At 71.7% G+C, this 15269-nt stretch carries 21 protein-coding genes; 2 read left to right on the forward strand and 19 right to left on the reverse strand.

Annotated elements, in window-relative coordinates:
- Positions 1-10 precede the first annotated feature (10 nt).
- The 13 genes from ACTVAJ_RS26705 to ACTVAJ_RS26765 all read right to left on the reverse strand — a co-directional run bounded on the left by ACTVAJ_RS26705 (position 11) and on the right by ACTVAJ_RS26765 (position 8090).
- Positions 11-796 (reverse strand): hypothetical protein, encoded by a 786-nt coding sequence (locus tag ACTVAJ_RS26705; RefSeq protein WP_470391031.1) that lies wholly within the window; start codon positions 794-796, stop codon positions 11-13.
- A 3-nt stretch (positions 797-799) separates the two neighbouring features.
- Positions 800-2953, reverse strand: coding sequence for a phage tail protein (locus tag ACTVAJ_RS26710; RefSeq protein ID WP_470391032.1), 2154 nt, complete (start codon positions 2951-2953; stop codon positions 800-802).
- A gap of 52 nt (positions 2954-3005) precedes the next feature.
- The gene (locus ACTVAJ_RS26715) at positions 3006-3134 is read right to left on the reverse strand and encodes a hypothetical protein (protein ID WP_470391033.1); all 129 of its coding nucleotides are present in this window, start codon (positions 3132-3134) and stop codon (positions 3006-3008) included.
- Between the two features lie 5 nt (positions 3135-3139).
- Positions 3140-3682, reverse strand: coding sequence for a hypothetical protein (locus ACTVAJ_RS26720; RefSeq protein ID WP_470391034.1), 543 nt, complete (start codon positions 3680-3682; stop codon positions 3140-3142).
- Positions 3682-4146 carry a phage tail tube protein gene (locus tag ACTVAJ_RS26725; protein WP_470391035.1) on the reverse strand — a complete coding sequence of 155 codons (465 nt, stop codon included), beginning with the start codon at positions 4144-4146 and terminating at the stop codon, positions 3682-3684. Before ACTVAJ_RS26725 ends, ACTVAJ_RS26720 begins: the two co-directional genes overlap by 1 nt.
- A gap of 68 nt (positions 4147-4214) precedes the next feature.
- Positions 4215-4646 (reverse strand): minor capsid protein, encoded by a 432-nt coding sequence (locus tag ACTVAJ_RS26730; protein WP_470391036.1) that lies wholly within the window; start codon positions 4644-4646, stop codon positions 4215-4217.
- Positions 4643-4987, reverse strand: a complete 345-nt coding sequence (locus ACTVAJ_RS26735; RefSeq protein WP_470391037.1) for a hypothetical protein — start codon at positions 4985-4987, stop codon at positions 4643-4645. Before ACTVAJ_RS26735 ends, ACTVAJ_RS26730 begins: the two co-directional genes overlap by 4 nt.
- On the reverse strand, positions 4984-5319 hold the full coding sequence (locus ACTVAJ_RS26740) for a hypothetical protein (protein ID WP_470391038.1): 336 nt from the start codon (positions 5317-5319) through the stop codon (positions 4984-4986). Before ACTVAJ_RS26740 ends, ACTVAJ_RS26735 begins: the two co-directional genes overlap by 4 nt.
- The gene (locus ACTVAJ_RS26745; RefSeq protein ID WP_470391039.1) at positions 5319-5735 is read right to left on the reverse strand and encodes a hypothetical protein; all 417 of its coding nucleotides are present in this window, start codon (positions 5733-5735) and stop codon (positions 5319-5321) included. The genes ACTVAJ_RS26740 and ACTVAJ_RS26745 overlap by 1 nt, the downstream gene beginning before the upstream one ends.
- Before the next feature lie 3 nt (positions 5736-5738).
- Positions 5739-5930: a hypothetical protein gene (locus tag ACTVAJ_RS26750; protein ID WP_470391040.1), complete on the reverse strand. Its 192-nt coding sequence runs from the start codon at positions 5928-5930 to the stop codon at positions 5739-5741.
- The gene (locus ACTVAJ_RS26755; RefSeq protein WP_470391041.1) at positions 5930-6262 is read right to left on the reverse strand and encodes a hypothetical protein; all 333 of its coding nucleotides are present in this window, start codon (positions 6260-6262) and stop codon (positions 5930-5932) included. The genes ACTVAJ_RS26750 and ACTVAJ_RS26755 overlap by 1 nt, the downstream gene beginning before the upstream one ends.
- A 23-nt stretch (positions 6263-6285) precedes the next feature.
- On the reverse strand, positions 6286-7302 hold the full coding sequence (locus tag ACTVAJ_RS26760) for a major capsid protein (protein WP_470391042.1): 1017 nt from the start codon (positions 7300-7302) through the stop codon (positions 6286-6288).
- Positions 7303-7319: 17 nt separating this feature from the next.
- Complete coding sequence (locus ACTVAJ_RS26765) at positions 7320-8090, reverse strand: hypothetical protein (protein ID WP_470391043.1); 771 nt, start codon at positions 8088-8090, stop codon at positions 7320-7322.
- Between the two features lie 174 nt (positions 8091-8264).
- On the opposite strand from ACTVAJ_RS26765, the gene ACTVAJ_RS26770 reads away from it, so the two are divergent.
- Positions 8265-8972 carry a hypothetical protein gene (locus ACTVAJ_RS26770; protein ID WP_470391044.1) on the forward strand — a complete coding sequence of 236 codons (708 nt, stop codon included), beginning with the start codon at positions 8265-8267 and terminating at the stop codon, positions 8970-8972.
- A 70-nt stretch (positions 8973-9042) separates the two neighbouring features.
- Positions 9043-9309, forward strand: a complete 267-nt coding sequence (locus ACTVAJ_RS26775; RefSeq protein ID WP_470391045.1) for a hypothetical protein — start codon at positions 9043-9045, stop codon at positions 9307-9309.
- Here the strand turns inward: ACTVAJ_RS26775 and ACTVAJ_RS26780 are convergent.
- Genes ACTVAJ_RS26780 through ACTVAJ_RS26805 form a run of 6 tightly spaced genes read right to left on the reverse strand, consistent with a single transcriptional unit; the run spans position 9297 to position 15267 of the window.
- A complete protein-coding gene (locus ACTVAJ_RS26780; protein WP_470391046.1) occupies positions 9297-9482 on the reverse strand; it encodes a hypothetical protein in 186 nt (61 codons plus the stop codon). The two genes, ACTVAJ_RS26775 and ACTVAJ_RS26780, sit on opposite strands and share 13 nt — an antisense overlap.
- Before the next feature lie 10 nt (positions 9483-9492).
- Positions 9493-11799, reverse strand: coding sequence for a phage minor capsid protein (locus ACTVAJ_RS26785; protein WP_470391047.1), 2307 nt, complete (start codon positions 11797-11799; stop codon positions 9493-9495).
- Between the two features lie 18 nt (positions 11800-11817).
- A complete protein-coding gene (locus ACTVAJ_RS26790) occupies positions 11818-13374 on the reverse strand; it encodes a phage portal protein (RefSeq protein WP_470391048.1) in 1557 nt (518 codons plus the stop codon).
- Positions 13375-13377: 3 nt separating this feature from the next.
- Positions 13378-13605 carry a hypothetical protein gene (locus ACTVAJ_RS26795; RefSeq protein ID WP_470391049.1) on the reverse strand — a complete coding sequence of 76 codons (228 nt, stop codon included), beginning with the start codon at positions 13603-13605 and terminating at the stop codon, positions 13378-13380.
- On the reverse strand, positions 13605-13931 hold the full coding sequence (locus tag ACTVAJ_RS26800; RefSeq protein ID WP_470391050.1) for a hypothetical protein: 327 nt from the start codon (positions 13929-13931) through the stop codon (positions 13605-13607). The genes ACTVAJ_RS26795 and ACTVAJ_RS26800 overlap by 1 nt, the downstream gene beginning before the upstream one ends.
- 10 nt (positions 13932-13941) lie before the next feature.
- Positions 13942-15267, reverse strand: a complete 1326-nt coding sequence (locus ACTVAJ_RS26805) for a PBSX family phage terminase large subunit (protein WP_470391051.1) — start codon at positions 15265-15267, stop codon at positions 13942-13944.
- Between the last annotated feature and the right edge of the window lie 2 nt (positions 15268-15269).

The following is a 15269-nucleotide window of genomic DNA, read 5'->3' on the forward strand; positions in this document are numbered from 1 at the left end:
CGGGGGCTCCTCACAGGTAGGCGTGGCGGTAGACCACGTGGGCGCGGGCAGTCCCGGACGACGAGGACACCTCGAAATGGATCGGCCTCTGTCCGGACGGGATGGTGAAGTACTCGACCGGCACCGAACCCACCGCGAGCGTTTCTGACCAGTCGACGCCGTCCAGGAGCGCCGTCCCGGTGTGGCAGTCGACGACCAGGGCCTCCCCGTCGAGGATGGGCGTGTCAAACGCCAGGGTGATGTCCGGTGTCCCCTCCAGCCGGATCGTCGGGGAAGAGCACGGCCCGTACACGGTGATCACCGGTCGGGTGCCCGTGGTGCCGTGGTGGGGTGCCGTCCGCGACTCTCCGGGCGGGATGACCAAGTGCACCGGATCCGGCTCGTACCGGGCAGGGTCCGGCGCGACCCACTGCACGACGGCGCGCACGTGCCCGAGGCGCGCGTGCCGGTCGAGCGGCATGATGCGCTGGGAGACGCGGGCGTCGGCGGTCAGCCGCTCGCCCAGCACCGACACGGTGAGCGGGGCGAGCGTCGCGTCGTCGGCCACGGCCAGGGCGCGGCGTAGGTCCCGCACCCTGTCGAGCACCTCGGCCCGCGAGGTGCGGAGGAGCAGCTCGGCCGTGACCGTGCGGGCCTGCGCGTAGGAGGTGCCCGGCCAGGACCCGTGCCGTGCCGGGCGCGGTTCGTCCCCCGAGTCGAGCCCGGGGAGGTCTTCCCACCCGTCGAGGCGGAGGACCCGGTACGCGGACGGGCGGCCCAGCGTGAGGCCGCCCCACTCGATGGTGGTTGCGTCCACCGGTCACCCCCTCGCTACGACGAGCCCGTATAGGGCCTCGCCGACGTCGTGCGCGGACATGCGCTCCGTGGCCTCGAACCGCTCGATCACCACGGCCGGACCGCCGCGCCGGTCAGCGCCCAGGGCGCGCCCGTCCCGGGTGCGGCCGAGCATGTCGGGCGGGTCGCCCAGGCCCCGGGCGACGCTGTCGGCCATGCTGCGGACCTGCCGGTCGAGACGGCGCTGGCCGAGGGAGAGCCCGGCGGCGACGCCTTCGGGGATCCACCGGCCGACCTCGCGCGCCATCACGCGGGACGGCGACGCGATGCCGAGGGCGTTCCGGGCGGATTGCAGCGCCGAGGAGGCCAGCCCCCGCATACGCGAGTACAGCGCCCCGGCAGCACCGGACACGCCGGACACGATCCCGTACACCATCTGGCGGCCGATCGCCCGCCAGCTTCCGAGCGTGGACCGCACGGTCGAGATCGCACCCCGGATACCGGCCCCTACCGCTGACCGCACGGCGGACCAGGCGGCGGCCGTTGCGGCGAGCACGGCGGACCAGGCGGCGGCCACGGCCGACCGCGCCGAGGACACCCCGGAGGAGATCCTCGACTGGATGCCGGAGATCGCCGACGAGATCCGCGACCGGATCGCGGACCACGCGGTCGAGGCGGCGTCCCGAACCTGCCCCCACACCCGCCCCCACCACATCTGGATTCCGGTGAGCGCGCCCGTGATGACGTTGTGGATGATCTGCATCTGGCCTTCGATGAGGCCGCGTATGGCGGTCCACACACCGGACGCCATTTGCTTGACGCCTTCCCAAGCACGGTCCCAGTCTCCGGTAATGACGCCCAAGAACGTGTTTATCAGACCCTTGATGATTTCGAGGGCTCCCGAAATCAGACCTTCGATTTGGGTCCACAGTCCGCCGAGAATCCCGAGGATGTTTTGTCCCCAGTTTTCCCAAACGAAAGTGAGGGCAGTCGCGGCGATCGACATGAGTTCGCCGAGGAGTTCCCCACCCAGGGCGAAAATCTCCGAGATCTGTGACCACCACTCGCGCACCGTTTCCAGCACATCGCTGTTGGCGAGGGCTTCCCACAGGTCCTGGAGGATCGGTTCCAGTGCCGCCCACAGGTCCTCAGCGCCGGACCGGATGTGCTCCCACGCGGTCTGGAGGGCCCCGCCCATCTCGGCCATGGCGTCGCGGAAACCCTGCGACTTCTCGGACGCGTCGCCGAAAGCTCCGGTGAGCAGTCCCATGGGGGAGAGTAGGCCGAGGATTCCGCCCGGGATGTGCTCCTGGAGCCACACGTAAACCTGGGACAGCCAGTCCACCAGGCGGATCGCGCCCTCGACCAGGTTGAAGGCGCCGGTGATCAACCCGACGAACGGCTGTGGATTCTCCGCGATGGTGCCGAAAAGATCGCTTAGGGCGTCCCAAATGCCCCCGATGGATTCATCGAGTTCCGGCCCGAGTGCCTCCAGGAGGGCATTAAATGCCTCGGTGGCGTCATCAATGACCGGGCCTGCGCCCTCGAATGCTCCGAAAAGGAAATTCGAGAATTCCGAGAGGACCGGCGCCATATCCGCGAAAGCGTCTTCGAGGTGTGGCGACAGCGAATCGAACAGGTCACCCAGGTCCCCGGCGACGGCGGCGAGGGTGCCCTCCAGCGGCGCCGCCATGGACCGCAGATCACGGACGACGGTGTCGCGCAGGTCGCCGAACGCGTCCCGAACCTCGTCGGCCTGGGCCGCCGCCATGATGCCGACGGCCGCGATGCCACCACCGAACGCCAGCGCAAGCCCGGTCCCAGCGATCGCGCCGACCGCGGGCAGGGTGAGCACCGCCGCCGCCGCGACGCCCACAGCGATCCAGACGTTGTTGAGGAGCCCGCCCATGCCGCGCATGACTCCGCTGGACAGACCGCCCCCAGCGTCCTGCCCGGAGGAGATCAACCGGGGCCGACCCTGATCGACACCGCCGAGGAGCCCGGACACGAACCCGTTGCCGGTGCGGTGTCCGGCGCCGTCGGCGTCGATGTCGTCGAGGTGGTCCTCGATCCGGTTCGCGGCTACGCGGGCTTCGGCGGCGGCCGTGGTCAGCCCCCGGCTGTAGCCGCGGTCGTCGACATCGAGCGTCGCGACGAGTTCGCCGACGTTCATGGCCATGTGAGGGGGTCACCCCCTCGGGTCATGTGGTTGGGCCCGCGCGGGCGCGGGGTTACAGGTTGCGGAGCAGGTCCCGGGCGGCGTCGCCCTCCACCTGCTGTGGCTCACGCTCGTAGAGCCGCCAGAACACGGTGTCGCGCGGCATGGCGAGGACGAAGCTGGTGAACTGGCGGACCGTCATTCGGCTCAGTGCCTGCGGCGTGAGCCCTTGCGCGAGCGCCCACCCCTCGACCGCCCACCAGTGCCGCCGGATCGCGGAGTCGAGCTGGTTCCCGTCTTCGCGGCCAGCGCCTTCGCCTTCGCCGCGCGCTCCGCTTTTCCCCGCCGGACCGCCTCATAGGCTTCCCGCCAGGTGATCTCACGGCCGCTGGCGGACGCGATGGCCCACGCCATCACCACGGCCAGCTGCTCGTCGTCCATCCCCGCATCGACCCAGGCGTCGAGGGTGCCGACGCCGAACAGGTCGGCGAGCACCTCGCGGACCTGGGCCTCGTCGGTGTGCTGCATGTCGAGGCCGTCGAGCTGCTGGCGGAACCTCAGGGTCATGGTGGTGGGGACGCGGACGCGCACGCCGAGGATGGACTCGTACCGAGGCTTCTCGGTGGCCTTGATCTCCGCCCAGAACTCGTCAAAGCTCTCGTGCTCCTGGTCGCGCGCGGCGTCGCGCTCCCGGTCGTCCTGGTCGGCCTGGAGGGCGGCGGCCCGGTCGAGGGACTCCTGTACGTCCATCAGACGACCGCCTCGGTGGTCGACGGGCCCGACCGGCGCAGCGTTGCCGAGAAGCTGACCTTGTCGTTGTTGCCGCCGCCCTGCTCGCCCAGGACGGTCGTCGCCGTCCACACGGTCCACTCGGTGTCCATCGGGTAGCGGAACCGGTACTGATGGAGGGAGTCGACGCCCAGGGCGGCCGGGCCCGCGTTGCTGATGACCTGGGCCTGCCCAGGGTCACCCGTGCCCGTGGTGTCGTCCTTGAGGAGACGGCCCTCCAGAGCGATGGTCGCGCCGCGCTGCATGACCTCGCCCTCGTATGCACCGTCGCTGTCGTTGTCGGTGACGTCGGTTTCCTCGGAGTTCTCCCCGGGGTTGATGGTGACCGAGTTGAGTCCGGCGATCTCGGCCCACGTCGGGGTGGGTGTGGCGCCGTCCGAGGCTTCGAGGATGATGTCCCGCGCGTTGACCTTGACCAGCGTCATAGCGGGGCCTCCTTACATGCGAGAGCCCCAGCACAGGGCCGGGGCGGTGGTTGATGGTGTTCGGGGTGTCAGCCGGGCCGGTGCGCGGTCGGGCGTCGCACCTCGACCCGCACGTTGACTGTCCACTCGTGACGGCCGGACTGGTCGCGGCCGATGTAGCCGGGCCCGCCGGACAGGCACACGGCCAGCTGTAGCCAGGTGCCGCCCGGGGAGAGGTACCGGTACCCGCACCCGTGCAGGGCGTCGTATGCGGACTGCGCGAGCTGTTCCCCGGTGCGGGTGTCGGTGGCGGTGCCGCGCGCCCGGAGCTGGAGACGGACCTCGTCCCAGGGCTGGAGGCTGTCGGCCTCGGCCCCGGCGTCGTAGCGCTGCACGGCCAGGGCGACGTCGGGGTCGTCCGGAAGGGCGGCGAGGTAGAGGGTGCCGCCCGGGGCCCCCGGCGTGTAGGTGCCGACGCCCAGCTCGGCCAGGAGGAGCGCTACCTCCTCGGTGAGGGTCACCGGAGCGCCCTCCTCACCCGGGCGGCGATCAGCGCGAGCATGGTGTCGGCCTCGTCGGCGGCGGGCTTTTCCAGGTACTTCGCGGTGCGCCCCGGGTCGTGCCGCCAGGTCAGCTCTTCATGCTGCCGGGCGGCGTACACGGTGTCGTAGTAGACCGCGCCGGACAGGCCCTCGACCACGGACGCGCCGGACCGCTCTAGGGTGCCTTCCTCGTGCGGCACGAGCTTGCGCGACTCGGCGAGTAGGTGTTCCATCGCCACGCCGAGGCCCTCCTCGGCGGCGGCGCGGCCCGCGCGGCGGGCGTCGTCGCCGTCCCAGTCCAGACGGACGCTGGCGCTCATGTGAGGACCACCTCCAGGTGAGACGGGACCGGTAGCTCCCGGCCGTCATGGCGGTCGGCGCGGATCACGGTCGGCATGGTGCCGTCCGGCAAGGTGACGCGGCTCCCGGTCGGGAAGCTGTCGGCGACGTCCAGGCGAACCCGGAGCGTCGTCTCCGATGTGACCTCGTCGCCGTCGGTGTCCCGCACCCTCCGGCGCTTCGCGTCCATGAGGGCGCGCACCTCGACGGGCGGCCCGTAGGTGGGCCCGTAGGCGCCCGCGCCCGCGTAGGGCTCGACGGTGATGTCCCAGCCCATCCTGCGGAGCATCCACCCGGGGATCGTGCCGGGCATCAGCACCACCACCCCACACGCAGGGTGGTGCGCGGGGCGTGCCCAGTGAGCCCGGCCTGCTGGAGGATCAGCCGCGCCTGATAGCACAGCCGGACCGTCGTCGAGGAGGAACCCCTCGGCGATGACCCGCCCCCGCCTCCGCGGGCGAGGCTGATGGACCCGGCCGACACCGACGACCAGCGGTCCGGATCCCCAGCCTCCGTACCGTCCGCCCCGGCCGTGTCCCAGTCGGCGCACTGCTCAAGCGTCGCCGACCGGAGCGCCTCGACAACGTCCGGGTCGGCCGGGTCGTAGATGGCGGAGATCAGCTCCCGGTCGACGAGGCGGGACGCCCGGTCGAGGAGCCGCTCCGCGCCGTCCGGCGGATCCGTCAGACCGAGGTAGGTCGCCAGTTCAGCGGGAGTCGCGTAGGCCACGGCTCACCCCTCGGTGTCGTCCTGGGCGACGGCGGCCGGGGCGGCGGGCGCGGTCTCGTCGACCAGGTGCCACCCGTCCGCGCCGGGCCGGGAGTCCCCGGCCATCAGCCCGAGGCGGGTGTCCTCGAAACCGCGCGGGACCGTGCGCACGCGCTCACGCACACGCCCGCCCGCACGGTGCTCGTACAGCGGCATCAGGCGTCGCCCCCCGCCCCGTGGTAGCGGTCGGCCAGGGCGTCGCGGGTCGCGCTCTCGGCGTCCTCCTCGGGCACGCCCTGGGCGACCGCGTAGGCGACCCAGTCGGCCTTGCTGGCGGACCGGGCAGGGCGGGCGGCGGGCTGCTTCGGCGTCTCGCCGCTGCCCTCCTGGCCGCTGCTGTCGGCGGCCTGGGCGATCGCCTCGACCTCGTAGCCGTGCCGTCGGCAGTACGCGACGACACCCTCGTGATCGGTCTCCGTCTTCCCGTCGATGAACGGGACCGGGCCGATCTTGCCCATGAAGGGCTGACCGGCGGTGATGCGGTACATGGTTCGCATGGTGGGGCTCTCTTCTACTGGACCTTGATGTTGCGCCACACGGCCGCGGCCTTGGTGGCCTTGAGCGCCACGCTGACCGGGCCGAGTTCGACCTCGCCCTTCTTCACCGCGCCCGCAGACTCGAAGTCGGGCAGCCACGTCCGCACCATCTGCCCGTCAGCGGTGGTGACACCGTGGAAACCGTCCATGCCGATCCGGATCGCGTACAGGTCGGTGAGCCCGGTCTCCGCGACGCTGTCGACGGTGCGGCCCTCGATCGGGATGATCGGGGTCGACGCGCCCGCCTGCTCCCCGGGGTCGGCGAACAGGATGCCGCCGTAGGACTCGCGCATGATCGGGCGGCCGTTCTGGCCGACCAGGCCCTCGACCGGCTCTCGGGTGTACATGCCGGTGCGGCGGATGATGCCGCGGAACTTCGCGATGGCCTTCTTGTTGCCCAGGACCAGGGTCGGGATCCCGTCGAGCAGGTCGAGGAACTCGTCGAGGTCGTCGAGCGCGACGTGCCCGGAGTCGTCCTGGCTGCTGATGGCGGACCAGTCGGACACCGAGTCGACACGGAACTCGGTGGTGCTGCCGACGAGGGCCTTGTCGAGGCCGTCGAAGCCCTGGGCGTCGTCGGGGCCGCCTCCGGCGACGTCGCCGTTGATGACGGCGTCCTGGAACCGGGTACGGGCGGCCTTGATCTTCTGCGCCATGTTCAGGGACACGGCGCCACTGGCCGAGGGGCCGACGCGCGCGAGCACGCGGTCGATCTCGAACGCGCCACCCAGAGGGACCAGGTCGGTGCTGTACTTCTGGGTGGTGACGTTCTGCGGGGTGTACTCGCTGTTGTACGCGCGGAACGCGGCGGTCGGCTGGTCGACCAGCCGCCGGTACCCGTAGGTGAGGGTGCCGCCCCCGCCAGAGGGGTTGACGGCGTCGTCGAAGGTGAGGGCGTCGAGGATCACCGATTCCTTGCGGAACTCGTCGATGACCTGGACGTCCAAGTCCTCCTGGGCGTTGTTCTTCGCTTCGGCCAGGCTGATGGCCATGGGTCATGTCCTTCCGGTCAGGTGCGCCGCTTCCCGCTCATGCGGGCGGCTACGGCGTCTTCGAGGGTGCGCGGCTTGTTGGGGGCGCCGGGCCTGCCGGTGCCGTCGGATCCGCCGCGGGGTGAGCCGCCGGGCGCCTGGCCGGTGGCGTAGTGCGGGTGGTCCTCGACCGCCTTCTTGATGGCGTCGGTGACCTTCTTGTCGTAGTCGGCGGCGGCCGGGTCGAGCTTGCCGACGGTGTCCATGAAGGACCTGCTGTCGGTGAGCGCGACGGGGTTCGCTCCGTGCTTGGCCGCGTTGCGGTAGACCGCGAGTTCGGTTGTGGCGGCGCGGAGCTGGTCGGCGGTGCCGTCGTCGGCCGGTGCCTGCCCGGCCTGCTGCTGGGCCTGCTGGCCCTGGTTGTTCTGCTGCTGGCCGGGCGCCTGGCCCTGGCCCTGCTGTCCGCTGCTCTGCTTGCCCTTGAGCGTCGAGATCTCCGAGCGGAGGTTCTCGACCAGGCGCTGGAGACGGACAGGGTCGAGCGGCTGACCGTCAGGGCCGACCGGCGGCTCCTGTCCGCCCTGCTGGCCCTGGTTGCCGTCGTTCTGCTGGCCCTGGCCGCCGTCCTGCTGGCCGGTGCCCTGGCCGTCTCCTCCGGTTCCGCCGTCGGCGGTGCCGCTCTGGCCGTCGCCGCCGTCGCCGTTGCCGTCGCCGCCCATCTGCGGCCACACGGGGCGGCCGGACGGGAGCACGCCGAGGGCGGTGAGGCCGGTTCGCGGGTGGCGGGGGAGGTGGTTGGTGGTGGTCATGGTGTGTGCCCTCCTGGGGCTCTCGGGTGGTCCGGCGCCTGGCCGGGCATGGCGACGGCCCCGGAGGCTGCCCCCGGGCCGAAAAACTTTGTGGTGTCAGTTGACGATGTTGGCGAGTGGGCGTATCGTCGGCAACATCGTCAACGAACGCTACAAAGTTTCTGGAGATGTGAAATGACCGGTCAGACCCCCCTCTTCGACACCCTCCCCCTCCTCGGTCAGGGCACCATCGAGGACGCCGTCACCGAGGCACAGAACGAGCAGCGCGCCGCCATCGCCCAGGCCGCCGCCGACCTGGCGGCCGAGGAAGAGCAGGCCAAGCGGGACGCCGCGGGCATCCGCCAGATGCTCACTCGCGGGTTGCCCGACGGCGCGGCCGACCGGTGGGTCGCCACCCTCGGCACCACCACCGAGCCGGTCGACGAGGAGGAGGAGCCGCAGGCCGAGGGCCGTGTGATCGCCCACCAGGGCACGGACCGCGACCCGGTCACCGGCGGGGAGGTAATCCATGTAGGAGGCCAGCGGCCGGGCACTGGTGCGTGGGAGGTTCACCGCGCCACGCGGGAGAACCGATTCCCCTCCTGCTACCCCGAGCGTCACCGGCGCGGCCCTGCTGCCCCTTGGGCCCCGACCGACAGCGCGGTGACGTGCCCCACGTGTCAGGGACAGGTGCCCCCCGCGGGTGAGACGCCCGAGGGGGTCGACCTCGACGCGCTCCGGATGTCCCCGAAGGTCCGCGCCCTGGTGTGCGACATCGACGCGGGCCCGTGGCACTACCAGACCCGGCACGGCGCCCACGACAAGGGACTGACCGTCGACATCAAGGCCACCGCGCTTACCGAGTTCGGCGAGCAGGTGCGCGCTGCCCTCCTCGCGAAGTAGCCACCCACCCCGCCCCGGCCGACCGGCCGGGGCTCACTCGCGTCTACCAGGAGGCGGCAGAATGACGATCATGGCGACCGTAGACAGATACCCGACCACCACCCGGTACCTCGGCACACGCGACGTGGCACGCGCCCTCGGTGTCGACGGGCGGACGGTGTCCCAGTGGCTCACCCGCTACCCGCCGGGATCGGACCACGCGGCGCCCGCGCCGGATGTGGCGGTCGGCGACACCTTGGGGTGGGCCGAGGAGCGCCTCGACGAGTGGCGGGTGTGGCGGTCGGGGATGCCTGGCCGGGGTGCTGGCGGCGGACGGCCGCGCCGTCAACCGGAGTAGTCGACCGGGAACGGCTTGACGGTGTCGTAGCCGCTGTTCCACGCGCGCCAGAGCATGCGCTCGCGGGCGGTCGGCCCGTCGGGACGGTAGGGGCTCGCCGTGCGGCGGGCCCCTTCGCGTGCGGCGCGGATCCCGGCGGCGCGGGCGCGGGCCAGGTCGGTTGTGACGGACACGGGGCGCTCCCTACCGGTTGTAGTCCTGGCCGGGGTCGCCGGTCTGGCGGCCCTGCTCGATCGACTCGACGTACTCCTCGAATGTAGTACGCCCGTTGGCATCCCACCAGCGTTTCAGTTCCTCGCTGGCCCACCGTTCCGCGCGCGCCCGCGGGCCGCTGAAAAGCGACTCCGGGTCGATACCGCGCGCCTGGCCTTCCGGGGTGAGCAGATACCCGTTGGTGGCGTTCTCGGCCATCACGTACAGGCGGGCGACCTCCTCGCGGTACGCCTCACGGGCGAGTGTGCGGAAGTCGCGCCGGTCGTCGCCGACACGGTGCGCCCGCGTGAACTCCTGACGCCTGATCGACTCGACGGTCGTGCCGAGGACCTCGGCCGCGGCCTCCTCCCACGGCCAACCCTCCTCCGTGGCCAGACGCTCAATCTCCGCGTGCTGGGCTTCCTCCCGCTCATGTCGGCGACGCTCGGCCGGGGTCATGGCCTCCAGCCGTGCAGCTTCGTCCCCTTCCCTTCGGCTCTCGACTTCGGCCTCCAGGACCTCGATGTTGTGGGCGTGCCCGGTCGCGCGTGCCTCGGCGAGCTGGTCGGCGAGCTCCTCGTCGTCGAGGAACATGACCCACATCGGGTCGAGGTCCTCGGCGGCCGGTACGGGATCCGGTGCGGCCGGTGCCAGCTCGGCCTGGGCGGCACGCCGGTCGAGTTCGGCCTCGATCGCGGCGGCCCGGTCGTAGTCCTCCTCGGCGTAGGCGCGGCCGATCTCCTCGGCGAGCTCGTCGTCGGACATGTCCTCGACCGCGCGCGGGGCCGGGGTGGGTACCTCGTTGGGCTCAGCCCCGGCCTGGTCGCGGCGGTCCATCTCCGCCATGAGGGCGGCGAACCGCGGCGAGTCGTAGTCCCCTGCGGCCATCAGTGCGGCGAGTTCAGCGTCAAGCTGGGCGCCGGTCATGGTGGCCGGGTCGGCGGGCGCGGACGTCGCCGCGACGGTAGGTGCGTCGTCGAGGGTGAGCTGACCGTCGGTCACCTCGGCGGGCGCGGCCTGGGCGGCGTCGGGTTCGTCGATGCGCGGTGCACGGCGCACCTGCTCGCCGGGACCGCCGTCGAGGGCGGGCTGCACGTCGGGGCCGATGGGTCCGGCGGGGTCCCACCCGGATTGCGACCAGTCGCGGCGCCGGATGGTGTTGCCGCCTCCGGGCTGCTCCCGGTAGCTGAGTCTCTTGAGCCCGGGGTGGTCGGCCAGGTGGCGGCGCATGGTGGCCTGCCAGGTGGCCACCTTCTTCCGGGCGAACTTCTTCGCGTCGTCGGTCGACGCGGCGGCCTCGCGTTCCTTCCACTTCCGGATGTACCGCTCGATCTCCCTCTGACGCATGCGCGCCTCGTACCCCTTGGGGTCGGGGCGGCCCTGCGGTACCCGGGTCACCCCGGGCAGGTACGCGGACATGGAGTGGCGGCAGTTGGGGTGCCAGACCCCCGCCGCCCGCGCGTCCGCGACGGACCCGGCGACGTCGACCGTGATGAAGACGTCGTCCTCGATCGCGTGCTCGACTCGCACGGGCCCGGCCGGACCGGACACCCGGTGCAGGATGCGGCCCTCCCACGGGCGGCACAGCTCGCACTCCTGCACGTGGTCGGAGATGTAGACGAGATCGAGGCCGAGGCTGGCGAGCCGGTCGGACTGTCCCTCGACGGCGGCGCGCGCGGATCCGGTGCGGACGGCCATCTCCACATAGGAGGACAGCCGCCAGCGGCGCCCGCTCCTGTCCGTGAACCCGGTGACGCCCTGGTCGACCAGCCGCGCCCACGCGGCTTGTGTCGCCTCCCGGCGCGTCTGCCCGCCCGCGAACATGCGCGCGAGCCCGCCCGTCACGGCGACCCGGTACGCGTCGAGCGCCTGGCGGAGGATGTTCTCGACGACGTCGCCGACGTCGCGCACGATCCGGGCGGCGAGAGCCTCGATCGCGCCGGACTGGGGGACCAGTCGGCGGGCGGCCTCGGCCTCCCGGCTGATCCCGGACGCCGGAAACCAGGCGTCGGGGATGTCCACCAGGGCCGACCGGGTGCCGAGCTGCCACGCGCGCGCGAGACCCTCCCGGATCGCCCGGGACCCGTCGGCGAGCAAGCCCGCTTGGATCGCCTCGACGGCGCGGCGCAGCTGGCCGAGGGCTTCCAACCGGGGCTCGCCCACGGACGCGGTCGGCGCACCCGGGTAGCGCGCCAGGTGTCGGCCGATCTGCCGGGCGACGGCGAGTTCACCCTCCCGGTAGATCGCGGCGACGGCGGCGGCGATGTCGTCGATGTCGTCGGGGTCCACACCAGGCACGGCGCGCACCCCCTTGGGTCACTCCTGGTCGGGGTCACCCTCGGGCGGGCCGTCGCCCTGGTCGCCGAGGAGGTTCCCGGCGACGCGGGCGCCGTCCGTCCACGGGTCGGCGTCGGTGGTGCGGTCAGCGTGGATCCGGTCGACCTCTTCCTGTACCTCGCGGTCGCCCCACTCCGGATGCTGGCGCTTGACCACCAGCCACGTGCTGATCGCCTCCGCGCCGCGGAGCATCTGGATCGTGCGCGCCTCGGACTCCTCCGACGGCCGCTCCGGGGGAGCCAGCTCGACCGTGGGCGGGTCGACCTCAACCGAGTCGGAGTCACTGAAGTGGGCGCGGTCGAGCGCGATCCACGCTTGGGTGATGCGGCGGAGGGCGGGTTTCCAGTACATGCCCTTGCGGTCGGTGCTGCTGATGCTGCGGGACTTGCGGTCGACGACCTCGGTCGCGGTGCGCTCTCCCTGCTCGGCCAGCCCGAACGTGCTGGGGCTGTAGCCGCACGCGCGCGCGGTGGTGGCCAGCAGGTGATCGATCGTGGCCCGGTGCTCCTCGACCCTGATCGCGAACTGGGCAACGGTGATGGAGGACGCGCCAGTGGCGGACGGGTCGAGGGACAGCTCCTCGTACACCTCCCGGTCCATGTCGAAATACGAGCCTTGCCCCGGCCCGAGGTCGGTCAGCGCGCCCTGAGGGACGACCAGACGGCCCTTACCGAGCCGGATGTCGCGCATCCATGACGTCATGGTCTGGTCGATCGCGTCGAACTCGTCGTAGACCGGGGCGGCGTAGTCACTGCGGCCGTGGTAGCCGCGGTGGCGGCGGTTGGGGCGGGCGTTGGGGATGTGGGTGGCGGTCAGGTACGGGATGCGGGTGAACTGGCGGCCGTTCTCGTCGACCAGGGCGTCGAGGTGTTCGGCGTCCGGGTGGTTGCTGTAGGGGATCTGGCGGCCGAGGTTCGCGGACGTGCCCTCGTACAGCCCGTACTCGATCAGCCCGGCCCCGGCCTCGACGGCGTGCCGCTCCAGCAGTCGCACGACGGTGTCGCCCTCGCGCGCGAGTTCGCGCCAGAACGTGACCTCGATCAGGCGGCCGTACCGGATGGTGGGGACGGCCATGTCCCCTGACCAGGAGGTGAGGATGGGCCGGTCGGGTACCGCGTCGCGGTCCCACACGACGGCGAGGTAGGAGTCGCCGAGGGCGGCGCCGAGTTCGGCGGCCTCCAGGAGGCGCATGTGCATGCCGCCGTCCTCGGCGAGCTGGTCGAACCGGTCCTGCGTGGTGGTGTCCTCGAACCGGATGGTTGGCGCGGAGCTGAACAGCAGGTCGGCGGAGGCGGTGGCGATGTCTCCGGCGATGGGGACGTGCACGCGCCTCTCAGGCTGGTCGAGCGCCCGGTGCTGTGCCCAGAGGCGGGCCTCGACGCTGGGCCGGTCGCGGTCGCGCTGGACGGCCTTACCGTAGTAGTCGGCGAGGGCGCGCTTGTCGCCGGTGTACCAGACGTCGGCTTCGGCCATGTCGGCGTACACGGGGGTGAGCGCGGGCGGCGGCCAGGGGGTGTCTTCGGTGGGGAGCGGCACGGGTTACCTCCCCTCGGTGAGTTTCCGTAGGTCGGCGGCGGAGCGGGCCTCCTCGGTGGCGGCCTGTCGGGTCAGCCGGTCGGCGTGCGCGCGGGCCCGGTGCGGGCAGGTGTGCACGCCGTAGGGGACCGGCCGGGTGGTGTGCGCCTCGGTGACGTCGTACACGGTGGGTGCGTGCGGGCGGATGTGCGGCGAGAGGGTACGGGGACGCACCACGTAGGCGGCGGGCATCAGTCGCCGGTTTCGGGGACGTGCCAGGTGCCGCCGGGGTACGCGCGGCCTCCGGTGTGGCAGTGCGCGCCGATAGCGCCGTCGGCCGGGTCACCGACGCCGTTGGTGACCTCGTCGAAGAAGAGGCCGGACGGGTTGAGCACGGCGAGGGTGAGGGTTCCGTAGTGCCCTTCCTCGGGGGTGCCTTCGTCGTAGGTGTTGACGGCGGCGACGATCGCGGCCCGGCACACGGACCGGTACCGTTGCGACCCGTTCGGCAGCACGGGGGAGCCGTGGGACACGTAGTGGACGGTGTCGCCCACGCGGGGCGGCCAGTGGTCGGACATGGTGTGTCTCCTATGCGGCGAGGTCGACGATGGGTTGGCGGAGGATGGCGCGCCACAGCCACGCGGAGGAGTGCAGCCCGTACCGGAGGGCGTCGCAGGAGTGGTCGAACGCCTTCACGGGGGCGTCTTCGCCCTTGGCGGCGGCGTCGTCGTCCCACGCGTAGGCGGGCAGTTCGTCGAGGAGCCCGCGGCATGATCGGTGGACGCGGAGCCGGTCCTGGCCCATCACCGAACTGACGGCGCGGATGCCGTCGAGGACGTCGTTGTTGGCGGCGGCGGCGCCCTGGTACCGGTCGGCCCACAGCTGGGTCATGAAGCTGGCCGCGGACGGGTCGATGTAGGTCTTCTCCGGGCGGACGCCGCGCGCCTGGGCGTGGTCGGCGCCGGTCAGTTCGCCGGGGCGGGGGACGCGGGCGAGCCAGTCGCGCAACGCGCGGGAGTACTGGGCGTCGGTCTTCTTCGCGCGCTCGCGCTTGCTGTCCCACCGGTATTCGGAGGTGACGTACAGGCGCCGGTCCGCGCCGACGCCCAGGAGGACGGCGGCGAACGGGTTCGTCGTCCCGTAGTCGACGCCGCACGAGATCCAGCGGGTGATCTCGGGCAGGGTGTCGACGACGTGGGTGTCGGGGTTGAACGCGTCGTAGATGGCGCCCTCGGCGAGCGCCCACTCGCCCAGGATCAGCCGCCGGTACCAGAGCCCCACGCTGGAGGCGACGAGGTCGGCGACGTAGTCGGGGTCCAGGTGCGGGTTGTCGGTGAGCTTGAAGCTGAACCGGTGGAGCGGCACCGAGTCGTCGTCGCGGTGGTGGGTGCGGCCGTCGCGGTCGAGCCAGAGTCGGGCGCGGTCGAGCCACTTGACCTTGAGCCAGTGGAACGGGCCTTCGGGGTTGGTGGTGGCCAGGATGCGGGCGCCCTGCTCGCTCATGCGGGTGCGCAGCATCTCCCAGAACGACTCGGGGAGGACGGACAGCTCGTCGACGTAGGCGCCGAGGAGGGTCATGCCGCGGATCTTCTCCTGGGCGCGTTCGTCGTTGGCCCCGGCGATGTACACCTTGCGGCCGAGGAGCATGAGGGTGCCCTCTCCGGCGTTGAGCTTGCACCGCTTCTCGCCGAGCATCTCGATGAGCGGGTCGATGATGTTGCGGCGCAACGTGCGTTCGGTCTTGCCGACCATGAGGAGGTTGCCGGGCGGGGCCTGGCGGACGAACCGCATCCACGCGATGAGGGAGCACACGGTCTTGGAGGACCGGACGGTGCCTTCCCAGAGGTTCATGCGGGCGGTCGCGAGGCGGACGGACTCGGTCTGTTTGCCGACGAGGGGGCGGAGCTGGGCCACGG

Source organism: Nocardiopsis sp. KDC1DS13DA1, from assembly GCF_055632325.1.